The organism is Labrenzia sp. 5N (assembly GCF_012395805.1).
GTDB classification, from domain to species: Bacteria; Pseudomonadota; Alphaproteobacteria; order Rhizobiales; family Stappiaceae; genus Roseibium; species Roseibium algicola.
Genome location: NZ_JAAZTM010000009.1, coordinates 181123 through 200258, shown reverse-complemented (window position 1 = coordinate 200258; position 19136 = coordinate 181123). Strand labels below are relative to the sequence as shown.

At 60.4% G+C, this 19136-nt stretch carries 21 protein-coding genes; 14 read left to right on the top strand and 7 right to left on the bottom strand.

Going from position 1 to position 19136, the window contains the following annotated elements:
- Window positions 1–84: 84 nt before the first annotated feature.
- The 6 genes from HEP89_RS10715 to HEP89_RS10690 all read left to right on the top strand — a co-directional run bounded on the left by HEP89_RS10715 (window position 85) and on the right by HEP89_RS10690 (window position 6267).
- Complete coding sequence (locus HEP89_RS10715) at window positions 85–1122, top strand: glycosyltransferase family 2 protein (RefSeq protein ID WP_208984602.1); 1038 nt, start codon at window positions 85–87, stop codon at window positions 1120–1122.
- Complete coding sequence (locus HEP89_RS10710; RefSeq protein WP_023002972.1) at window positions 1112–1543, top strand: GtrA family protein; 432 nt, start codon at window positions 1112–1114, stop codon at window positions 1541–1543. The genes HEP89_RS10715 and HEP89_RS10710 overlap by 11 nt, the downstream gene beginning before the upstream one ends.
- Before the next feature lie 3 nt (window positions 1544–1546).
- The gene (locus HEP89_RS10705) at window positions 1547–3067 is read left to right on the top strand and encodes a glycosyltransferase family 39 protein (RefSeq protein ID WP_209014606.1); all 1521 of its coding nucleotides are present in this window, start codon (window positions 1547–1549) and stop codon (window positions 3065–3067) included.
- A 68-nt stretch (window positions 3068–3135) separates the two neighbouring features.
- Entirely contained in the window at window positions 3136–4326 is a 1191-nt protein-coding gene (locus HEP89_RS10700; RefSeq protein WP_208993446.1) for an adenylate/guanylate cyclase domain-containing protein, read from the top strand.
- Between the two features lie 53 nt (window positions 4327–4379).
- Window positions 4380–5174, top strand: a complete 795-nt coding sequence (locus tag HEP89_RS10695; RefSeq protein WP_168692000.1) for an alpha/beta fold hydrolase — start codon at window positions 4380–4382, stop codon at window positions 5172–5174.
- 130 nt (window positions 5175–5304) lie between these two features.
- The gene (locus HEP89_RS10690; RefSeq protein ID WP_075284195.1) at window positions 5305–6267 is read left to right on the top strand and encodes a hypothetical protein; all 963 of its coding nucleotides are present in this window, start codon (window positions 5305–5307) and stop codon (window positions 6265–6267) included.
- A gap of 80 nt (window positions 6268–6347) precedes the next feature.
- On the opposite strand, the gene HEP89_RS10685 is transcribed toward HEP89_RS10690, so the two are convergent.
- Both HEP89_RS10685 and HEP89_RS10680 read right to left on the bottom strand, forming a co-directional pair.
- Window positions 6348–7532: an FAD-dependent oxidoreductase gene (locus HEP89_RS10685; RefSeq protein ID WP_168687518.1), complete on the bottom strand. Its 1185-nt coding sequence runs from the start codon at window positions 7530–7532 to the stop codon at window positions 6348–6350.
- Between the two features lie 170 nt (window positions 7533–7702).
- Entirely contained in the window at window positions 7703–9640 is a 1938-nt protein-coding gene (locus HEP89_RS10680) for a HAMP domain-containing methyl-accepting chemotaxis protein (protein WP_209010320.1), read from the bottom strand.
- A 351-nt stretch (window positions 9641–9991) separates the two neighbouring features.
- Here HEP89_RS10680 and HEP89_RS10675 point away from each other — a divergent pair, with 351 nt between their 5' ends.
- Complete coding sequence (locus HEP89_RS10675) at window positions 9992–10828, top strand: DMT family transporter (protein ID WP_168691999.1); 837 nt, start codon at window positions 9992–9994, stop codon at window positions 10826–10828.
- A 36-nt stretch (window positions 10829–10864) separates the two neighbouring features.
- Here HEP89_RS10675 and HEP89_RS10670 read toward each other — a convergent pair whose 3' ends face one another.
- Window positions 10865–11755, bottom strand: a complete 891-nt coding sequence (locus tag HEP89_RS10670; RefSeq protein ID WP_023002964.1) for a YihY/virulence factor BrkB family protein — start codon at window positions 11753–11755, stop codon at window positions 10865–10867.
- 163 nt (window positions 11756–11918) lie between these two features.
- Between HEP89_RS10670 and HEP89_RS10665 the strand changes: the two genes are divergently transcribed.
- Complete coding sequence (locus HEP89_RS10665) at window positions 11919–13607, top strand: acyl-CoA dehydrogenase family protein (protein ID WP_168691998.1); 1689 nt, start codon at window positions 11919–11921, stop codon at window positions 13605–13607.
- A 6-nt stretch (window positions 13608–13613) separates the two neighbouring features.
- Here HEP89_RS10665 and HEP89_RS10660 read toward each other — a convergent pair whose 3' ends face one another.
- Window positions 13614–14189, bottom strand: a complete 576-nt coding sequence (locus HEP89_RS10660) for an MgtC/SapB family protein (protein WP_228148016.1) — start codon at window positions 14187–14189, stop codon at window positions 13614–13616.
- Between the two features lie 89 nt (window positions 14190–14278).
- A complete protein-coding gene (locus tag HEP89_RS10655) occupies window positions 14279–14707 on the bottom strand; it encodes a DUF4399 domain-containing protein (protein WP_062491303.1) in 429 nt (142 codons plus the stop codon).
- A 208-nt stretch (window positions 14708–14915) separates the two neighbouring features.
- Here HEP89_RS10655 and HEP89_RS10650 point away from each other — a divergent pair, with 208 nt between their 5' ends.
- Together HEP89_RS10650 and HEP89_RS10645 are read left to right on the top strand one after the other, a co-directional pair.
- Entirely contained in the window at window positions 14916–15368 is a 453-nt protein-coding gene (locus HEP89_RS10650) for a host attachment family protein (protein WP_023002960.1), read from the top strand.
- A gap of 145 nt (window positions 15369–15513) precedes the next feature.
- A complete protein-coding gene (locus HEP89_RS10645; protein WP_077291612.1) occupies window positions 15514–16101 on the top strand; it encodes an exopolysaccharide biosynthesis protein in 588 nt (195 codons plus the stop codon).
- A 28-nt stretch (window positions 16102–16129) separates the two neighbouring features.
- On the opposite strand, the gene HEP89_RS10640 is transcribed toward HEP89_RS10645, so the two are convergent.
- Window positions 16130–17161, bottom strand: coding sequence for a cation transporter (locus tag HEP89_RS10640; RefSeq protein WP_077291611.1), 1032 nt, complete (start codon window positions 17159–17161; stop codon window positions 16130–16132).
- Between the two features lie 195 nt (window positions 17162–17356).
- On the opposite strand from HEP89_RS10640, the gene HEP89_RS10635 reads away from it, so the two are divergent.
- Window positions 17357–17521 carry a hypothetical protein gene (locus tag HEP89_RS10635; RefSeq protein ID WP_023002957.1) on the top strand — a complete coding sequence of 55 codons (165 nt, stop codon included), beginning with the start codon at window positions 17357–17359 and terminating at the stop codon, window positions 17519–17521.
- Window positions 17522–17645: 124 nt separating this feature from the next.
- Window positions 17646–17807 (top strand): hypothetical protein, encoded by a 162-nt coding sequence (locus HEP89_RS10630; RefSeq protein WP_156912406.1) that lies wholly within the window; start codon window positions 17646–17648, stop codon window positions 17805–17807.
- A 143-nt stretch (window positions 17808–17950) separates the two neighbouring features.
- On the opposite strand, the gene HEP89_RS10625 is transcribed toward HEP89_RS10630, so the two are convergent.
- Window positions 17951–18202: a YMGG-like glycine zipper-containing protein gene (locus HEP89_RS10625; protein WP_023002955.1), complete on the bottom strand. Its 252-nt coding sequence runs from the start codon at window positions 18200–18202 to the stop codon at window positions 17951–17953.
- A gap of 200 nt (window positions 18203–18402) precedes the next feature.
- Here HEP89_RS10625 and HEP89_RS10620 point away from each other — a divergent pair, with 200 nt between their 5' ends.
- A complete protein-coding gene (locus HEP89_RS10620) occupies window positions 18403–18651 on the top strand; it encodes a hypothetical protein (protein ID WP_075283357.1) in 249 nt (82 codons plus the stop codon).
- Between the two features lie 106 nt (window positions 18652–18757).
- Complete coding sequence (locus tag HEP89_RS10615; protein ID WP_077291610.1) at window positions 18758–19132, top strand: YkvA family protein; 375 nt, start codon at window positions 18758–18760, stop codon at window positions 19130–19132.
- Window positions 19133–19136: the final 4 nt, after the last annotated feature.

The window sequence follows — 19136 nt, the reverse complement described above, 5'->3', positions numbered from 1 at the left end:
AGAAGGCCAGCCTCGTCAAAGGGCTGGCCTTTTTCGTGAAATTCCGGCAGGTTGCCGCCGACTTCAACCGGCTAACGAATGTTCATGCACACCAAAGCGGCTAACACTGTCTATGTCACCCGGCGGGAAAACGCCCGCCCGCAGGCACCGCTGCTCAGCGTCATCGTACCGGTCTTTAACGAAGAGGAAGTCATCCTCCACTTCCTGCGGGCGACCCGGCCGGTACTCGAGCGAAGCGGCCTTCGTTACGAATATGTTTTCATTGATGACGGCAGCCGGGACCGGACCGCGGACATCCTGTCGGAGGAGCTTGCAAACGGCCTGCCGGGACGGCTTCTGGGCCTTTCCCGCAATTTCGGCAAGGAAGCCGCACTTTCCGCAGGGCTCGAGGCGGCGAAAGGAGACATCGGTGTCATCATCGATGCTGACCTGCAGGACCCGCCGGAGCTCATTTTGCAGATGCTGGACGGATGGCGCGCGGGCTATGATGTCGTCTACGGCCTCAGGGTCGACCGGTCTTCCGACACGCTCATGAAGCGGTCCACGGCGGGCATGTTCTACAGCCTGTTCAACCGCCTGGCCAATATCGACATGCCCGCGAACGCCGGCGACTTCCGTCTGATCGACCGCTGCGTTATCGATGCATTGCTGCGCCTGCCGGAACGTAATCGCTTCATGAAGGGGTTGTTTGCCTGGGTCGGGTTTCCGGCCATGGCACTGCCTTATGAGCGCCCTCCTCGCCTGGCGGGGGCTGGCAAGTTCAATTACTGGAAGCTCTGGAACTTTGCGCTGGACGGCCTCACGGGCTTCACAACGCTCCCGCTGCGGGTCTGGTTCTATGGCGGCGCCCTGATCTCTGTCGGCGCCTTCACCTATGCGCTTTATCTGACGTTACGCGTCCTCATCGAAGGCATCGATCTCCCGGGCTACGCATCGCTGATGGTCGCGCTTCTGTTCTTCTCGGGTGTGCAACTGCTGTCGATCGGCATGATCGGCGAATATGTGGCGCGGCTTTTCAACGAAGCGAAACAGCGGCCGGTCTTCATCGTTCAGGATGTCATCGAAGGCGGCAACACACCTCAATCCGCAAAGCAAACGGACGACGCCGCCAATGGCGCCTGAAATTCGCCATGGCAAGTTGAAGACGGAAACCGCTGCCGCCGGCAAATTCGCCGTGATCGGCGTGCTGGCGACACTCACCCATGCCATTGTGGCGGGCAGCTTGCTGCAATCTGGAATGCTTCCGGCCTATCCGGCCAATGTCTGCGGCTTCCTGGTCGCCTTCTGTGTCTCTTTCACCGGTCACTATTTCTGGAGCTTCTCGCACCTGCGCCGGAAGGGCACCGCAATCAGAAGCATGGTGCGGTTCCTGGTGATTGCCGTCTCCGGCTTCCTGCTGAACACCACCGTTCTGGCCCTGTGGCTGACGCTGACCCCCTGGCCGGATCTCATCGGCCTCCTGTTTTCCATCGCGATCGTGCCAGCCCTTTCCTTTGCCGGAGCCCGGCTCTGGGCCTTCTCGCACCATCCAGCCGAGACCTGACCCTTGATACGTCTGATCGAAAACGCTCCTTCAAGGGCGGCCCTCTATTACGCTGGCGGCCTCTGCCTGCTTTATGCCCTGATACCGGCCCTGACCTTTCCCAACCCGCCACTCGACGTGGTTGAAGGCTTTGCCTGGGGCCGGGAACTTCAGCTCGGCTATACCAAACATCCGCCGATGCAGGCCTGGCTTCTGGAGCTCACCTATCGTCTCACGGGAGGCCTCAGTGGCGGGTACTGGCTGAGCGCGCTTTCGGTTGCCTTTGGCTATCTGTTTATCTGGCGGCTCGCTCGCCGTCTCGGACTTTCCGGCCAGCAGTCCTTCTGGTCTCTCGTGCTGACCAGCGTAACCTTCTACTTCACGCTGCCCCTGCCGGAATTCAACCCGAACATCCTGCAGATCCCCATCTGGGCAGGCATGATGCTGCTGTTTCACCGGGCAGTGGACAAAGGCCGTCTGCTCGACTGGGTCCTGCTTGGCACCCTCGCCGCCTTCGGCCTTTACACGAAATATTTCGTGCTGCTCCTGATCGGTGCAATCGGACTTTACGCGCTGGTCTTCCCCGATGCCCGGCGGCATATCCTGCGCCCGGGCCCCTGGGTGACGATAGCCGTCTGCCTTGCCCTGCTGGTGCCACACGCGGCATGGCTTCTGGAAACGGATTTCCTGACGTTGCGCTACGCCGCCAGCCGCAGCAATCCGGCAGACGGTTTTGTCGACCATCTGTTCAATCCGCTGAACTTCCTGGCAGCTCAGATCGGCAATCACGCCGGCTTGTTCCTTGTGCTTCTGGCCGGTCTTGGCTGGCACGGCCTGAAACAGGTTCGACTGCGCAGGTGTGAAGCGGCCACGCCCCTGGCCACACCTTCCGACCGCTTTCTGCTCTGGTTTGCCGTTCTGCCGCTTGCAGTTGTTCTGATTGCATCAGCCGTTACCGGCAACGAGTTCGAACACATGTGGGGCACGCCCATGTTCGTGCTGTCCGGCATCCTGGCGGTACGGTTTCTGGCACTACCGCAACTCTGGCCCTTTCCCGCCCGCGCCCTCGTTGCCGCCGTTGCGATCCAGGCGATTTTCCTGGGCATCCTGTTCGGGCAGGCGGTTCTGGAGCCGCACTGGAAACATAAGCAGACCCGGCTCCACTATCCCGGCAAGGCGATCGCCGAAGACATGGCACGCGTCTGGAAGGAGCACATGGGCACCGATCTCGCCTATGTGGCCGGCGATATGTGGTCGGCAGCCAACGTCACCACACAGGCCGCCAGCCGCCCGTCGATGTTCTATCTGCATGACCGGACCCTCAGCCCCTGGATCGACCCGAAAGATGTCCAGGAAAAAGGTCTGATGATCGTCTGGCGAGGCGACCGGGAAACACCGATTGAGGAAATCCGCCGCTATTATCCGGACGCTGTCCGCGAGGGGGCGCGAACGTTCGCCTACCAGACCTCCGGCAGCATTCCCGACGTCACGGTCAACTGGGTCATAGTCCCGCCTGGCAAGGTGGTTTTCGAACCGGCGAATTAATCGCAAACGCTGGCACAAGCCGTCTGGAAACCGGACGAAAACAACACTAACTTGGCGCCATGATCAGTATGGCGGAAATCGACGGCGTGGAAGACTGGTTGATCGACCAGTCTCTTGGCTCGCCCGATCTGGGGTCGATGTTCGGAGAGATGTGCGAGCGCCTGCGCGCATGCGAGGTTCCTGTGGACCGCGCCATGATCGGCTGGTCGACCCTTCATCCCCTGATCGAGGCGGAAGCCGCCATCTGGGAAAACGGCACCGAAATCCAGCGCGAGCAGATTGCCCACAATGCCGAAGAAACAGACGAGTGGCTGCAAAGCCCCGTCCGTGCCGTGCTGGTCAACCAGGAATCCGTCCTGCGACGGCGCCTCACGAATGCCAATGCCCCGCTCGAGTTTCCCTTGCTCGTTCGGCTGAAGGAAAGCGGGTACTCCGATTACATCGTCATCGCGACCGAATTCGACCTGCCGACCATCAAGGACCAGATTGCCACCTCCGGCATCGTGATCAGCTGGGCAACGCGGGAAACCGACGGATTTTCCGACGATGCCCTGACCGCAATCCGCTACATTCAAAAACGCTTTGCCCTGGCCGCGCGCGCCACCATTCAGGGGCAAATCAACCAGACGATCGCAGAGACGTATCTCGGCAAGATCGCCGGCAACAAGGTGCTCAGCGGCCAGATCCGCCATGGCGACGGCCAGACCGTCGATGCGGTGATCTATTTCAGCGACATGCGCAATTCGACCGCGATTGCGGAACTGCTTGGTCCCGATGCCTACCTGTCGTTTCTGAACACCTATTTCGACGCGACAGCCGGTGCAATTCTGGCAAAAGGCGGCGAAGTGCTCGATTTTATCGGCGATGCCGTTCTGGGCGTCTTTCCCATAGGCGCGCAAAGCCTGGACAAGGCGGTCGCACAGGCGCTTTCGGCAGCGGATGAAAGCCGGAACCGTCTGAAAGCGATCAACGCCGACCCGGCGCTGCCACACGTTCTAAAGGCCGGCATCGCCCTGTCCGTCGGCTCCGTCATGTTCGGCAATATTGGCGTCCCGCACCGGCTCACCTTTTCGGTGATCGGCCAGACGGTCCATGCGGCTGCACGGATCGAAAGCCTCACCAAGACTGTCGGCGCCGACGTTCTGATGACCGAAGACGTCGCCCGCTTCGCCAGCGAACGATCAAAACCGGCCGGGTCGTTCGAACTGAACGGCTTCACCGACCCCCAGCCCCTGTTTACCCTGGACCGACTTTTCTGAAAGCCACCCGTCCGGCAGGTATTTCCTCATCCCACCGACAAGCAAAGACCGACATGACCGATCTACGTCCCGACGCCCCTTCCCATCTGCCTTTCAGAGACCAGGAAGCCACCGGCCCTGACAACGGTGCTCCGGTCGTGCTGCTGCACGGCTTCGGCGGTGACCGGCAAACCTGGCTCAACATACAGACGGCACTGGCTTCGAAGAAACGCTCCATAGCGTTCGACCTGCCGGGGCACGGCGAGGCGCTGGACTGGCCGCGGATCGGCAATGCGGGGGTTTCCGCAAAAGCTGTCGGGCAGTCTCTGGAGGCGCTCGAGCTGACGACGGTCCATCTGGTCGGCCATTCCATGGGCGGCGCAGTGGCCGCGCTGATTGCCCTGCGCAATCCTGATCTGGTGGCCAGCCTCACTTTGCTGGCACCGGGCGGCTTCGGCTCCGAAATCAATCACCGCCTGCTCCGTCGATATGCGGCTGCAACGGATGCCGACACCATGGAAACCCTGCTGGAGCAGTTCTTCGGCTGGGAGTTCAAACTGCCGAAATTCCTCGCCAGAACGGCTGCCGAAAGCCGCGCGCGCCCGGGCGCGGCCGCGACACTGGAGGCAATCGCGGACGAGATTATCGACGGCAGCGTTCAAAAGACCCTGCCGCGCGACGAACTGGCAGCCCTGCCCATGCCGATCAAGGTCCTCTGGGGCACACAGGATCGTGTCCTGCCGACGCGCCAGGCCCACAAGTTGCCGGGTGTCGTTGCCACGCACATTTTCGAACGAACCGGCCACATGCTGCATCTGGAACTGCCCAAGGAAGTGACCCGGCTCATCCTTCAGAACGCTGGCTGCTGACGCGGACCAACATCTGGAACTCCAGAAAGTTTCCCCGTGATCTGGCCCCCCGGCGCGGTTTGGGATAGGTAGCAGGCCGAAACCCGGCCGGTCGGACGGCGGGGCCTGTATGAACCGAGCCGGAGCGCGCATGTCAGCCGAAATGTCAGCAGCCAACGATGTCATCGTCACGGCGGTGTCGGGCTATGAGCCGAAACACATGGCTGCCTGGTACAATTCTCTGAAGGCAACGGGGTATCGCGGCCGGACAGTCGCGGTGGCTTACAATGTCAGCGAAGCCCTTGTTGACTACATGAAGCACATGGGCTCGCTCGTCATCACCTTCGATCATGACGCCGGCAAAAAGCGCTACTCCTACTCGCAGCTTCGGGAAGAAATCGCCGACCATACCGATGGCGGCAAGCTTTACACCGACAGGCGCTGGACCTGGAACAAGCGCGTCCTGCGCTTCAAGGACAAGATCTACGACCGGCGCTTCTTCCATGCCAGTCACCTGGTGAAACAGCATCTCGATGCGCTTGGCGAGCCTGTGCGCTTCGTCGCGTTCTCGGATGCCAGGGACGTCATCTTCCAGTCTGACCCGTTCGCCTGGATGGAGGAGAACCTTGCTCCGGGCAAGGATCTCCTCATCGGTGAGGAAAGCATCACCCATGAAGACCCCTGGAACCGCCGGAACGTCCTGAAAACCTACGGCCGCCATGCCTATGACCGTGTGGCCAGGGTTCCCGTGTGCTGCGCTGGCTATTTCGCCGGCCGCTACGAGGCGATGATGGATTTCATGCTGGCGGTCTATTACTTCGACCAGACCAAACGCAGCGGTGATCAGGCCGCCTTCAACCAGCTTCTTACCTTTTGCGGCTGGAAGGAAAAGGCCGAGAAAGTGAACTGGCAGGTTCCCTGGCTGCTGCACGCGGTCAGTGCGAATGTCGGTCCGGACGCGCCGGGGTTCTGCATGCCTCGGGAAACCGTGCCGGTGTTCGAGGACGGGCTGGTCAAAACCTTCGACAAGCAACCCTACGCCATCGTGCACCAGTACGACCGCAACAAGGAAATGACCGCCTATTTCCTGGAGAAATTCGGCAAGGTCGAATAACAGCAGGCGCTAACCGCGGACAATGGAAGCGCTTCGCCCTCCTGTTGCCCGCCGGCACCTATCCTTTCGGAACCTGTTGTTCAGGCTTCCGGCAGCAGATCATCACGCCACGGCTCACCGATCACCCGGCGGGCCATCATGTGCGAGCGCGGTGAATTGATGCTGTCGACGGCGATTAGCCGGCCATCGTGCAGGTAGGCGACATAGAACTTGTTGTCCTGGGTCGAACCCACGACCTTTGTGTCGTCATACCCCTCCGACAGACCGGCGATCTGCAGCTTGATGTCGTACTGATCGGACCAGAACCACGGCAACGGGTCGTAATCGACTTCCTGACCCAGCAGCGCCTGGGCAACCGCCTTTGCCTGGTCGATGGCGTTCTGGACGCTTTCCATGCGCACGGACCGCTGGTAGCGGTTGGAATAGAAACGTGTACAGTCACCCGCAGCGAAGATGTCAGGATCGCTGGTCTGGCCGCATCCATCCACCAGGATCCCGTTGTCGACCTCCAGGCCCGCCTCTGCGGCCAGGTGATCATTGGGCTCTGCACCGACGGCAACCAGAACCAGCTCCGCCGGAACCGTCTCGCCTGTCGACAACCGGACACCGGTGACACTGTCACCACCCTCGATTGCCTCGATGCCCGTGTTCAGGCGCAATTCGATGCCGCGGGCCTTGTGCAGGCCGGAGAAATAGTCGGAGACCGCCTGGCTGACCACGCGCTTCATCGGACGATCCTGCGCCTCGATGACGGTGACCGACTTGCCCAGGCTTTTGGCGACGGCAGCGACTTCAAGACCGATGTACCCGGCTCCGATGATGGCGACATTGCTGCTCTTTTGCAGAATGTCCCGGATCACGTTGACATCGGCAATCGAGCGCAGCGTGACCACGCCCTTCTTGTCGGCACCCTCCAGCGTCAGCAGCCGGGCATTGGTGCCCGTTGCCAGAACCAGCTTGCCATACGGCAGCGTATCGCCGTTTGCCAGTGTCAGGCGTTTCGCGCCACGGTCGATCGCAACCACTCTGGTATTGGGAATGTGGTCGATATTGTTGGTGGTGAAGAAAGCCGGCGGGCGCAGCCACAGGCCTTCGGCGCCAATCTCGCCGGCCAGGAACTTCTTGGAAAGCGGCGGTCTTTGATAAGGCGGATGCGGTTCGTCGCCGATCAGCCGCAGCGGGCCTTCAAATCCGCCCTGCCGCAGGGATTGGGCGACCTGGGCTCCGGCTTGTCCTGCTCCGATGATGACGATGTCTTCCTGCATTCCGCTTCGCCCTCTTTGCGCTTGGCCGGTCCGGCGGATGGTGTGCCGGCCGATCGTTTGAGTGCATGGCTAGCACGAAGAAACGCAGGCCGCCAGAATGGCGAAACGCCGCGTCGGTGCGGACACGGCGTTTTTTCGATTTTCTTTGTTTCAAGCGTTCCGGTTCGGGATCAGGCGCTGCGCACGCCCTGCAGGAATTCGGCAACTTCCTGTCGGATCAACGCGCCCTGCTCGCCAAGCGATTCTGCAAGGTGCTCCACTTCTGAACCGTTGGACCGTGCAAGCTCGGCAGCCGAACCGACGGCCTCCATGCTCGACACCCCTTGTTCGGACCGCGCCGAGGCACTGGAAACGTTGTGCGAGATCGCCTGGACGGCTTCGTCCTGCTGCTGCACGGCCGATGCCACAGCCGAGGCAAGGCCTTCCATGTCGGAGATGATCCGGTTGACGTCCTCGATCGCCTGGACCGCCTGACCGGAAGACCCCTGAATGGCCTCGATCTGGGTCGCGATATCCTCGGTGGCTTTCGAGGTCTGGTCGGCAAGCTGCTTCACTTCGGCAGCAACCACCGCAAACCCCTTGCCTGCTTCGCCCGCGCGGGCAGCCTCGATGGTCGCGTTCAGCGCCAGCAGATTGGTCTGGTTGGCAATGTCGCGGATCAGCCCCATGACTTCGCCGATCCGGTCTGCCGCGCTGGAAAGTTCCTGCATGGTGGCAACCGTTGAAGATGCACTCCGCACCGCCTGCTGGGCCACTTCCGTCGACTTGTTGGCCTGGCCGGCGATCTCGGCGATGGACGCGGCAAGCTCTTCCGCGGAATGAGCTGCGGAAGTGACGTTTTCCGCCGCCGTGCGCACCGCTTCGGCTGCTTCCCCGGACTGGTTGGCGACATCGTCGGCCGACTGTTCCATCGACTGGGACGTCTGCCGCAGTTCGCCGTTGGCTCGGTCAAGACTGTCGAGTGCCGCGGACACGGTCCCCTCGAACCGGCCGATCAGTGTATCGAGACGGGCAACGCGTTCTTCGCGCCGCCGGTTTTCCTGATCCTGCGAGGCCGCAAGTTCAGCCCGCTCAACCGCATTGTCACGGAAGACCTGAACCGTGCGGCTCATGGAAGCAAGCTCGGTGCTGCCACTGTCGTCCGGCAGGTCGAGGTCGGTCTGGCCGCTGGCAAGGGCTTCCATGGCAGACTGCAGACGTGCCAGCGGGCGCGCCACCGATTGGCCGATCACAAGCGCGATGGCCGGAAGCAGCAGAAGCAGAACCACGATAGCCCCGCCGATTGCATAGGTTGCGATCGACCGGGCCATCTCAAGCTGACCGGCGGCTTCACCTTGAGTGGTGTTGGCGGCTTCGCTGAGGGAAGCGATGTGCGGCGGAACAAGTTCAAACAGGTTTTCCAGCAGTTCCGAATGCTCGCCCCGCTCTGTCTTGGCGACTGTGTAATCGTCGAAAGTCGTCTTGTATTTGGCCATGTTATCGGCCAGCTCCGCCTTGATGGCGTCGGAGATGTAGACTTTCTTCAAGAGCTTTTCGAAATCGTTGAACTCGCCCTGGAAAACTTCCAGCGCCGCCTCGGTATTGTTGAGCGTGAACTCCCGTTCCGCCAGCTGAACGGCCAGGATCGCGCGGGCCAGCTTTTCGAAATCCGGCCCGCCGCCGAATTTCATCTCTTCCGACAGGCGATGCTTGACCGCCCCAGCATATTCGTTGAGCCCCGCCAGATAGCCCTGCGTAGTGTCATACCCGATCTTCTGCTGGGCAGTGTCCAGCATCTCGAAGGCACCTCTTGTGCCTTCCAGCGTATCCTTGACGTCGGCGATTTCCGAAGCGTAGGCCGCTGCGGCCGGGTTGGTTGCGATCGTCTCCAGAACTGCGCTGGCTTCTTCAAGCTTGGCGTTGAAACTCTGGAATGTCTCGACGGATGGCGTGCTGTGGTAACGCTCTTCAATCGAGCGCAGCGCCGCGGCGCTTTCCGACAGTGTGCTGACCTGTCCGGCCAGTGTCGAACTGCTGCTCATGCGCGCGAAGGCCGAATTGAGTTCACCCTGGCTCCAGAAGAAGACACCGCCGATCGCAAGGAGCCCAACAATTGTGAAAAGGCTCAAGGCCAGAATTCTGGCTTTGACTGACAAATTCGCGAAGATCCGAAAAGGTGATTGAGATCTGAAGGCCACCAGCGTATGTCCCCTGGATCAACGGATGTGCCATCGGGGTCGATGTTTACATCCATGAGTTGATCGATCTGGAAGTGTTCGTGCTTCTGGCCTGCGTTTCTTTCACGACAGAACGTTCGAACACTCATGTTTGCGCCGTATATTTGACTATAAATGCCAACTTACGGTTAACATGCGTGTAACCCCACCGACTCGACGCAATCTAACCTTGCGTCATCTTCGACTTTGTCATTGAGGCTGCAATTGAATCTCCTCGCCAGAGCCGCACCGGCCATTTTTGTTTTGCTGTGGTCTACGGGCTTCGTCGGTTCTAAACTCGGCGCGCCCTACATCGATCCGATGGTGTTTTTGACGGTCCGCTTCGTTGCGGTTTTGCCGGTGCTGATTCTGCTGGCGATGTTCTTGTCGAAGTCCTGGCCGAAAGATCCCGCTGCCATTGCCCATTGCATCTTCACCGGCATGCTGGTTCACGGCATCTATCTCGGTGGTGTGTTCTGGGCAATCAAACAGGGCATGCCGGCTGGAGCGTCCTCGATCATTGTCGGTCTTCAGCCTGTGCTGACCGCGCTCATCGCGGTGGCTTTGCTTGGCGAAACCATTTCCCGCAGACACTGGCTCGCCATGGCCATCGGAGCGATTGGTCTTGCATTCGTTCTTGGTCCGAAACTCGACCTTGCCGGATCGGGCATCACGCCGGTGACTATATTCGTGGTCCTCATCTCCGTTGCGGCCATCAGCCTGGGAACAGTCTACCAGAAGCGTTTCGTACAGCGGACCGACCTCATGGCGGCAACTGTCTGGCAGTACGTCGGCGCTTTGCTTGTCACAATTCCGCTGAGCCTGACCGAAAGCTGGCAGATCACCTGGTCAGGTGAGCTGATCTTTGCGATGGCCTGGCTCGTGTTGGTCTTGTCCGTCGGCGCGATCCTGCTCCTGATGCTGCTGATCCGCGAGGGCGCGGTCTCCCAGGTCGCCAGCCTTTTTTATCTGGTGCCGGTGGCAACGGCGGTGGAAAGCTATTTCCTGTTCGGTGAATCCCTGACGCCGGTTCAGATCGGCGGAATGGTTCTGGTCATCAGCGCGGTATTGACCATCCGCAAGAAGCCAGCAAGGAGATAGGGGTGGTCCCCGGAAGCCGTCTTGCGGAAAATCCGGTCAGGCTTCTGTATCCAGCGCCAGCGCAAGCTGTTCCTGACGGCGGCGCCAGTAGCGCCGTTGACGGGAGATTGCCGCGTTGAGTTCACCGCCCAGAATGAACACGAGCGCGCAGATATAGAGAAAGATCAGCGCGGTCATGATCCCGGCCAGACCGCCATAAGTGGAGACGTAATTGGCGAAGCTGGCGAGATAGGCGCCGAAGGCACTGCCGGCAATGATCCACATGAACAGTGTGGCGAGCACTCCGGGCCACAGGTCGCGGAAAGTGCGATGCCCCGCCGGAAGCAGCCAGTGGGTGATGAAAAGGCCGATGATCAGCAGCGATCCGGCCAGTGTGTATCGGGCAACGTTGATTGACAGCAGGAAAGTCTCGACCTGCGGCACGAAGACCTTCAGCCCCTCGAGGGCGAGCGGCGCCAGAACCACCAGAAACGTGTAGGCAAGCAGAATGCCGGCACCCAGCAGCACAAGCCCGATCGATTGCAGCCGCAACAGCACGATGGAGCGGTTTTCATGCTGCCGGTAGGCCCGGTTGAGTGCGGTACGCAGCGCCTCCACACCGTTGGAGGAAAACCACAAAGCGGCAACGGCGCCGAAGGTCACAAGGTCGCCGCGGCGAATGGTCAGGACATTCTGGATTTCCCGCACGACAGGCGATGCAACGCTTGCCGGCCAGGCATCGAACAGCAGTTCCGACACCGTGTCGGCAGCACCGGTCATGCCGAGAAAGGCCGCGAGCGAGGCGATGAAGATCAGCAGGGGAAATATCGCCAGCAACCCCGACAGTGCCACGTGACTGGCCATTGCAAAGCCGTCATCCCGGGCGAAGTGACCGATGGCGTCTTTCAGGACGGCGTAGATCACGAGAACTGTCTGTCTGGCGCTCATGACCCAAGATGTGGCCTGCGCTGACACAATTCGTCAAGCCTGGGTAGTGAAAACCGCATCCGCCAAAAGGTCTATAAATTCACGCTCGACAAATGAGGGTGTGCAACGCAACATAGCTTCAACAAGAAGCGCTGCTGCGCAACAAATGAAAACGGAGATCGCCATGTCCACCGCAGCCCTGCCGGCCGCAGAAACACCCGCAAGCCTTACCGAGCGAACGGAAGCTGCCGTCGCCACGCTCGATCATCTGCTCAATCTTGCAGCGCAGCGGGTGCGCGACCGCGTGAGCGAGGATGGGCGCATCTCCTCCCGCCTGATGGAAGAAGAGCAAAGGGCAACCCACGGACTGGCCTGGTTCGCAACCTATGTGGAGTCTCTGCGCCAATTGGATGCCTACGCGAAACGTCTGACCGCGGAAGGCCGCTACGGCGCTCTTGAGGACTACATCGTCCAGCTCGGATTTGCGGAGTACCTCGCGCAGATCTTCGGCGGCATTCCGATGAACCAGGGTGAAATCGTTCGCCTGGCGGATCTTGGCGTTTCTTCCGAAGAAGCTCTTGGCTTCCAGACAGCCGAAATCCTGTCGCTGATCGATACCGGAAGCCGTCCGGAAATCCGCAGAGAGATCACCCGCCTGATCCGCGACCAGGCGGGCCATTCCACCTTCGGCGACCCAGGTCTGGACGAGACCATGGAGCAGATCCGCAACGAGATGCGCCGCTTTGCGGAAGACAACGTCGTGCCCAGCGCGCACGAGTGGCATCTGAAAAACGAATATATTCCGCTTGAGATTATCGAGCAGATGTCCGAGCTCGGCGTCTTTGGCCTCACCATACCGGAAGAATATGGTGGCCTCGGACTTGGCAAGGAGGCCATGTGCGTCGTCTCCGAAGAACTGTCCCGCGCCTATATCGGTGTCGGCTCGCTCGGCACCCGGTCCGAAATCGCGGCGGAACTCATTCTGTGCGGCGGAACGGAAGAGCAGAAGCAGCACTGGCTACCGAAAATCGCATCCGGCGAGATCCTGCCGACTGCCGTCTTCACCGAACCCAATACCGGTTCGGACCTTGCCTCGCTGAAGACCCGCGCCGTGAAGGACGGCGACGTCTGGAAGGTGTCCGGCAACAAGACCTGGATTACCCATCCGGTCCGTGCCGATATCATGACCTTGCTGGCCCGCACCAACCCGGATGAACCCGGGTACAAGGGCTTGTCCATGTTCATCGCGGAAAAGCCGCGCGGCACCGATGAGGAGCCCTTCCCGGCGGACGGCATGAGCGGCGGCGAGATCGAAGTTCTCGGCTATCGGGGCATGAAGGAATATGAAATCGCTTTCGACGGCTTCGAGGTGAAGGGCGAGAACCTTCTCGGCCAGGTCGAGGGCGAAGGTTTCAAGCAACTGATGCAGACCTTTGAAGGCGCCCGCATCCAGACTGCTGCCCGCGCATTGGGCGTCGCCCAGTCTGCACTGGACCTGGGCCTGAGATACGCCGAAGAACGCGTCCAGTTCGGCAAGGAACTGGTCAACTTCCCGCGTGTTGCCGACAAGCTGGCCATGATGACTGCTGAACTGATGATCGCCCGCCAGCTGACCTATTTCTCGTCCTGGCAGAAGGATTCCGGCAAGCGCTGCGATCTGGAAGCAGGCATGGCGAAACTGCTCGGTGCCCGCGTTGCATGGGCCGCGGCGGACAATGCGTTGCAGATCCACGGCGGCAATGGCTTTGCTCTGGAATATGCAATTTCCCGTGTCCTGTGCGACGCCCGCATCCTGAACATCTTCGAAGGTGCGGCGGAAATTCAGGCTCAGGTCATCGCGCGCCGCTTGCTCGAGACGCGCGGCAACGCCTGATCGTCATCAAATCGCCCCTTTGTCGCGATGGCCGTGTGCCTGCGCGTGGCGAAGCTTGTCAGATTTCTCGCTCATTCCCTCGTCCGGGGCGCTGTCCCGGGCCTGGGGGCCAAGCTTGCTTTGCAGGCGGCCGATGACGGCCAGGACAATCACCACCATGAGTGTTGCAAGACCCGCTAATCCGATCTGACCGACGCCGCAGGCCGTGCCGATGGCACCTGCCAGCCACATTGATGCACCGGTAGTGACGTTCTGCACCGAGCCGTTGCGGGAGAAGATCAGACCGGCGGAGAGGAACGCCACGCCCGCCGTCACGGCTTCGACCAGACGGAGCGGATCCACATTGACGTTGCTCGCCCCGGAAAAGGGAAGATCGGCAAGCGCCTGACTGATCAGGAGAAACAGACACGAGGCGAATGCGATAAGCATATGCGTCCTGAGCCCGGCATCCTTGCCACGCTCTTCCCGCTCGAACCCGATGATACCGCCCAGAACGATGGCCGCAATCATCCGCAGAACCAGAACGTCCAGCGGAACCGCACCGAAGCCGAGGTCCATCTCTGCGGCAAGCCGGTCTACCATGGTCGTTCCTTGTTGCGGGTCGGTCAGCATAAGAGAGCAACGCCGCAACAAGTCTTTCGTTCCGGAAGGTGACCGGTGCTGGCTGCCGCCTACTCCACGGTAACCGTGATCTTTTCCGACATGACCGGCGGATTGTGCGGAATGTGCGACCAGTCGCCCAGCACCAGTTGCAGCGTGTGTGAACCGGCTGGCAGTTCAATCGTGGTTTCGGTTTGCCCACCACCGAAATGCTTGTGATTGTCATCCGCCGGAATAGCTTCGTTCAGCTCCTCGCCCTCGATACTCTCATCGATGATCAGGTGATGGTGTCCGGTGTTTTCCTTTTCCGTGCCGGCGGGGGCAACGCCCATTCCGGAGAGGCCGAACTGGATGGTCACCGGGCTTTTGACGGTGTCGCCATCCTTCAGGTTTACGAAGTAGAGCTTCACGCCGTCCGGTGCCGGAGTTTCTCCAGCCTGGGCGACGGCACCTGTGAGGGCCAGCACGGCAGCACCGAGCCCGATTGCAAGTCTCTTCATGATCTTCTCCCTTTCAAGGACGGAATTCTGCATTGTTCCTCACGACCACTCTTCACTTAGGGCGCCGCGCTCTCTTCCGGTAGGCCCTGCAATCCGTTTCCCGTACTGGTAGGCTTGCGAACTGTCGAAATTGTCACAGATATCCTCAGGAACGCTTCCGGTGGTCCGGCGTTCACTCCAGACGGACCCAAAACTGCAGGAGTGCGACATGAAGGATGCGATCCGACTGAAACATGATGGTTGGGTAGTCGTTGCCGACGGAACCAAGGCTTTGTTCCTGACCAACGCGGGCACGGAACACGTGCCGGACCTCAAGGTCTTTCGGAAAGAAACCCAGGACAACCCTCCCAACCGCGAGCAGACCGCTGACCGTCCCGGTCGTTTGAGTGACGGTCCGCAGGGGCATCGAAGTGCAGTTCAGGAAGCCGACTGGCATGCGCTGGCTGAAGACGATTTCGCCGCGGACCTTGCCCAGATGCTCTACAAGCGCGCCCACAAGGGCAAGTTCGACGAGATCGTACTGGTCGCAGCCCCGTCGGTTCTCGGCCAGGTCCGCAAGCGCCTGCACAAGGAAGTCAGTGACCGTGTCGTCGCGGAGATCGACAAGGATCTCACCAATCATCCTGTCGATCGCATCGAGAAACTTGTCTTCGGAAGATAATCATCTTCTTGCGCAGACGCTCAGGGCGTTCGGCCGCCACCGTCCGAACGCCCCTGCCACGATGTGCCTTGCAAGACCAGGCTCGGAATTTTTTCACCCTAGAACACAGTGACCGCCAATTGCGGCCGCTGAAACAGGCAGGACCATGACCGTTGATCCGGACTTGGACCGGCCCCTGACGTCCATTGTCGACAGGGTCGGAGACATTACGAAAGAAGGACAGGTCTCGCTTGACCGCGTGGTCGGCGCTTTCGAGAAAACCGGATTTGCGACGATGCTGATCGTGCCCGCGGCCGCCGTCGTGACACCGCTGAGCGGCATTCCCCTGTTTTCAAGCCTGTGCGGAGTGACCATTTGCCTGATCGCGGCACAATGGCTGATGAAACGCGACCGGGTCTGGCTTCCCCACTGGCTGGGTCAGCAAAGTCTTGAGGGCGACAAGGTGCGGGTGGCGATGAACAAGCTGCGGCCTGCCGCACGCTGGCTCGACAAACATTCCCGCGCGAGAGCACGGTTCCTCTTCCGGCAACCTCTTCGGGCCTTGTTGCCGCTCTCCTGCCTCCTGTTCGGCGCCTTGATGCCCTTTCTCGAACTGGTGCCATTCTCGTCATCGCTTCTTGGCGCATCTGTTTGCCTGATTGCCTTCTCTCTCCTCACCCGGGACGGTCTCTTTGCCCTAGCCGCGCTTTTGCCCCTGGCCATCGTTGTCTGGGCACTGATGGCCTTGTTCTGAGGAAGGCCTCCCGAACAGGTTCGCAGGATCAACCGAGCGCCTGAAGCGCGATGGCACCGCCATAGATGCCAAGCAGACTGACACTTTCAAAACCGATCCCGCCGGGGCCTGACTTCTGCCGTACCAGCAACCCCAGAAGCAGAACCGCCGTCATCACCAGCCCGATCGCCAGCCAGAAATAATCCTGAGGGGAGACGGCTTGATAAAGCGAGCCGTCGCGATAGGCGACATCGGAAAGCATTAGGAACAGAGTATCGAAGGTGTTGCCGCCAACAATGCCGCCAATGGCGAGCTGCAGGGCACCACGATGCACGGCTGCCAGCGTCGTCACCAGTTCGGGCAGCGAGGTGACAACGGCTGTCATCAGTGCGCCGACAAGCGAGGCGTTGAGATTGAAACGGTCCGTCAGCGCGCCAGCCACTTCCGCCAGCACCCAGCCCATTGAGGCGAGGACAAGCATCAGCGCTGAAAACCCTGCGATAAGCCGCAAGTTACCGCGCAGGTCGTGCTGTTCCTCATCCGGGCTGTCCTCGTGGGTTTCGGACGTATTCACAACACGCCACATGGGCTGCTCCCGCACGTGCCGCTGAGCCAGCAAACCGCTGCCATAAACGATAACCAGGGCGTAGGAGGCTGGATGAACGCCCAGCAACGTGATTTCCGGGGTGGTGTAGGCGACCAGGGGAATGGCCAGCAAAAGCATCAGCAGGGCGCATTGAAAAAGACTGGAAACGTCAGCGGCCACATGCTCCAGGTTGCCGCGCCGGTAAACGATGTCAGCGATGGCCAGAAAGGCAGTCTGCGCGGCGATACCGCCAACGGCATTTGAAAAGGCCAGCGACGCACGGCCGTCCAGCGCAGCAGTTACGGACACCACGGTGCCCGAGAGCGACGTGGCCGCCCCCAGCAGGACACCGCCAACCAAGGCCTCGCCCAGCCCTGTCCGGTCGGCGATACGGTCAGCCTGACCGGTCAGATGAACGCCGCAAACCAGTATAACTCCACCGGCACCTGCAAAAAGCGCAAGCAAGACCCACAGCGGCAGGCTGTCGAAACCCATAGTGACCTTGTCCCCTCTTGGCATTTGCGGAAGTTGTCCGGACTTCAAAGGGAAAACGGCCACCCCACCAGGAAGTTCCCACCTGAACGGTCTCCCTTGGCCCCCCCGGAGGGGAACGAATAAGGGTCTTGCGCGTTAACCGCTGAAGAGCAGTCGAGCCTGACTGCCAAGTGGCAACATCGCGAGGTAGTGAAGATGATCTATCACGGCTTTAACGACGATGCGGACCGGCACCTTGCCATCCTGCGTGAAAGGATCAGAGACAAGGAAGCCTCCAGCTGGAAGCACCTTGCTCTTGGCTTTGGATTCAGCGGCATCATTTTTTCGCTGATCGCCCTGATATTCCTGCTCAGCTATTGACCGCACGCCCAGGGCAGCCTGGACGTTTTCAGGAACACTACTGCCGCTCGAACGTTGTTCTGAAGAGTGATGAGGCCAAACCGCCCTCAGCGCTTGCAACGACGCACAATCCAGCGAGGTAGAGATGACTTATCAAAGGCAGACCAACGCACAGGACAAGGAAGTCGTTCTGGGAGAAAAGGAAGCCAAGCAGGGCCTCGAGCTTCACGAGATGCGTTACGTCCTGGCGATCGGCACCGCAGGCGCGGTAATCGCACTGGCGGTTGTCGGCTACATCCTGCTTTGAGTTCACCAGTCCGGAAGGGTAGAGCCCTTCGAAAGACCAAACAAAAGGGACGAACCTTGAAAAGGTCGTCCCTTTTGTTTTTCAGGCGAGAGGCTCAACTCCCGCGCACAGAAGGTGACCCGGCAGATCGCCGGGCAGACCGATTAACGGCAAGCCGCCACATATTCGCGGCCATAGGAATCGCGGTAGATACACTTGCCCGGTTCCGTTGCCCTTCCGACAAGCGCACCGGCAGCCGCGCCGACAGCGCCACCAACAAGCGCTCCGCCTGCCTTACCGGTCGTTGCAGCACCGATCGCCGCGCCTGAGGCACCACCGATCACCGCGCCCTTTTGCGTGTTGTTGCAAGCGGTCAGACCAGTCAAAGCGACCGCAACCAGCATGATTTTCCACATGATCAACTCCCTTCGTGTTGCATTAGGCAGAACGGGAGAGCAGCGGAAATGTTCCAGAAAAAGATGGGAAACTGCCGCCAAGACCAACGCAGAGATCCGTCGTACGGAGGAACTTCTGTCAGTCTCGAACGTTTGCCCGGTATCGGGCAGCCGGAGATCCTGCAGAGGATCTCCGGCTGCCACTTACAGGAGGATCCGACATGACTGACAGGACCAGGGACGAGATCGCCCGTATTCTGAAAGACAACACGCGCAGCAAGGCTGATCGCGTAGACGAGCTTCTGCGGATGCGAGAGGACGCACGCGCCCTGCAACGGGCGGCTACGGAAAGCCCGATGGGTAACGAAACCCCGGATTCGTCGGGCCTTCGGGACATCGACAGGGCATTGGAGCGCCTCGGCCATAGCGACCTGACCGAGGCTGAGGAAAACAGTGCCGCAACCCTTTGACCGGCGACCTTGCGCGGCCCTTCCAGCCCGGCCTGGGAGGGCGAAACGTTGAAGCTGCTGGCAAGAAAACCTATCTCTAAAGGCGAACACAAGCACAGGCGGCTCCATGAACACCACTTTTGAAGACCTTGGCTTTGACCCCGAGATCCTCGGTCCGGAGGAAGAGCAGAAGAAGACGATCCGTCAGAAATTGATGACCACGGTCCGCAAGGCCGCGCGTCAGGTGCCGTTCATGGAAGATGTCGTCGCCGGCTATTTCTGCGCACTCGATCCCTCGACACCCAGCAAGGTGCGGGCCACCGTGCTCGCATCGCTGGCATATTTCGTGCTGCCTTTGGATGTAATTCCAGACTTTCTGATCGGCATCGGCTTCGGCGATGACGCAACCGTGCTTCTGGCTGCCCTCGCGATGATCCGCAGCCACATCCGACCGGATCACTATCAGGCTGCAAAGGATGCCTTGAAGGACGGCGAAATCTGACCGC

Coding starts and splice junctions, on each gene's coding strand:
- HEP89_RS10695 (WP_168692000.1), top strand. CDS start 4,380: ATGACCGATCTACGTCCCGACGCCCCTTCCCATCTGCCTTTCAGAGAC.
- HEP89_RS10685 (WP_168687518.1), bottom strand. CDS start 7,532: ATGCAGGAAGACATCGTCATCATCGGAGCAGGACAAGCCGGAGCCCAG.
- HEP89_RS10645 (WP_077291612.1), top strand. CDS start 15,514: ATGACCGTTGATCCGGACTTGGACCGGCCCCTGACGTCCATTGTCGAC.
- HEP89_RS10665 (WP_168691998.1), top strand. CDS start 11,919: ATGTCCACCGCAGCCCTGCCGGCCGCAGAAACACCCGCAAGCCTTACC.
- HEP89_RS10655 (WP_062491303.1), bottom strand. CDS start 14,707: ATGAAGAGACTTGCAATCGGGCTCGGTGCTGCCGTGCTGGCCCTCACA.
- HEP89_RS10670 (WP_023002964.1), bottom strand. CDS start 11,755: ATGAGCGCCAGACAGACAGTTCTCGTGATCTACGCCGTCCTGAAAGAC.
- HEP89_RS10710 (WP_023002972.1), top strand. CDS start 1,112: ATGGCGCCTGAAATTCGCCATGGCAAGTTGAAGACGGAAACCGCTGCC.
- HEP89_RS10690 (WP_075284195.1), top strand. CDS start 5,305: ATGTCAGCCGAAATGTCAGCAGCCAACGATGTCATCGTCACGGCGGTG.
- HEP89_RS10615 (WP_077291610.1), top strand. CDS start 18,758: ATGAACACCACTTTTGAAGACCTTGGCTTTGACCCCGAGATCCTCGGT.
- HEP89_RS10715 (WP_208984602.1), top strand. CDS start 85: ATGCACACCAAAGCGGCTAACACTGTCTATGTCACCCGGCGGGAAAAC.
- HEP89_RS10635 (WP_023002957.1), top strand. CDS start 17,357: ATGATCTATCACGGCTTTAACGACGATGCGGACCGGCACCTTGCCATC.
- HEP89_RS10620 (WP_075283357.1), top strand. CDS start 18,403: ATGACTGACAGGACCAGGGACGAGATCGCCCGTATTCTGAAAGACAAC.
- HEP89_RS10650 (WP_023002960.1), top strand. CDS start 14,916: ATGAAGGATGCGATCCGACTGAAACATGATGGTTGGGTAGTCGTTGCC.
- HEP89_RS10660 (WP_228148016.1), bottom strand. CDS start 14,189: ATGGTAGACCGGCTTGCCGCAGAGATGGACCTCGGCTTCGGTGCGGTT.
- HEP89_RS10640 (WP_077291611.1), bottom strand. CDS start 17,161: ATGGGTTTCGACAGCCTGCCGCTGTGGGTCTTGCTTGCGCTTTTTGCA.
- HEP89_RS10630 (WP_156912406.1), top strand. CDS start 17,646: ATGACTTATCAAAGGCAGACCAACGCACAGGACAAGGAAGTCGTTCTG.
- HEP89_RS10700 (WP_208993446.1), top strand. CDS start 3,136: ATGGCGGAAATCGACGGCGTGGAAGACTGGTTGATCGACCAGTCTCTT.
- HEP89_RS10625 (WP_023002955.1), bottom strand. CDS start 18,202: ATGTGGAAAATCATGCTGGTTGCGGTCGCTTTGACTGGTCTGACCGCT.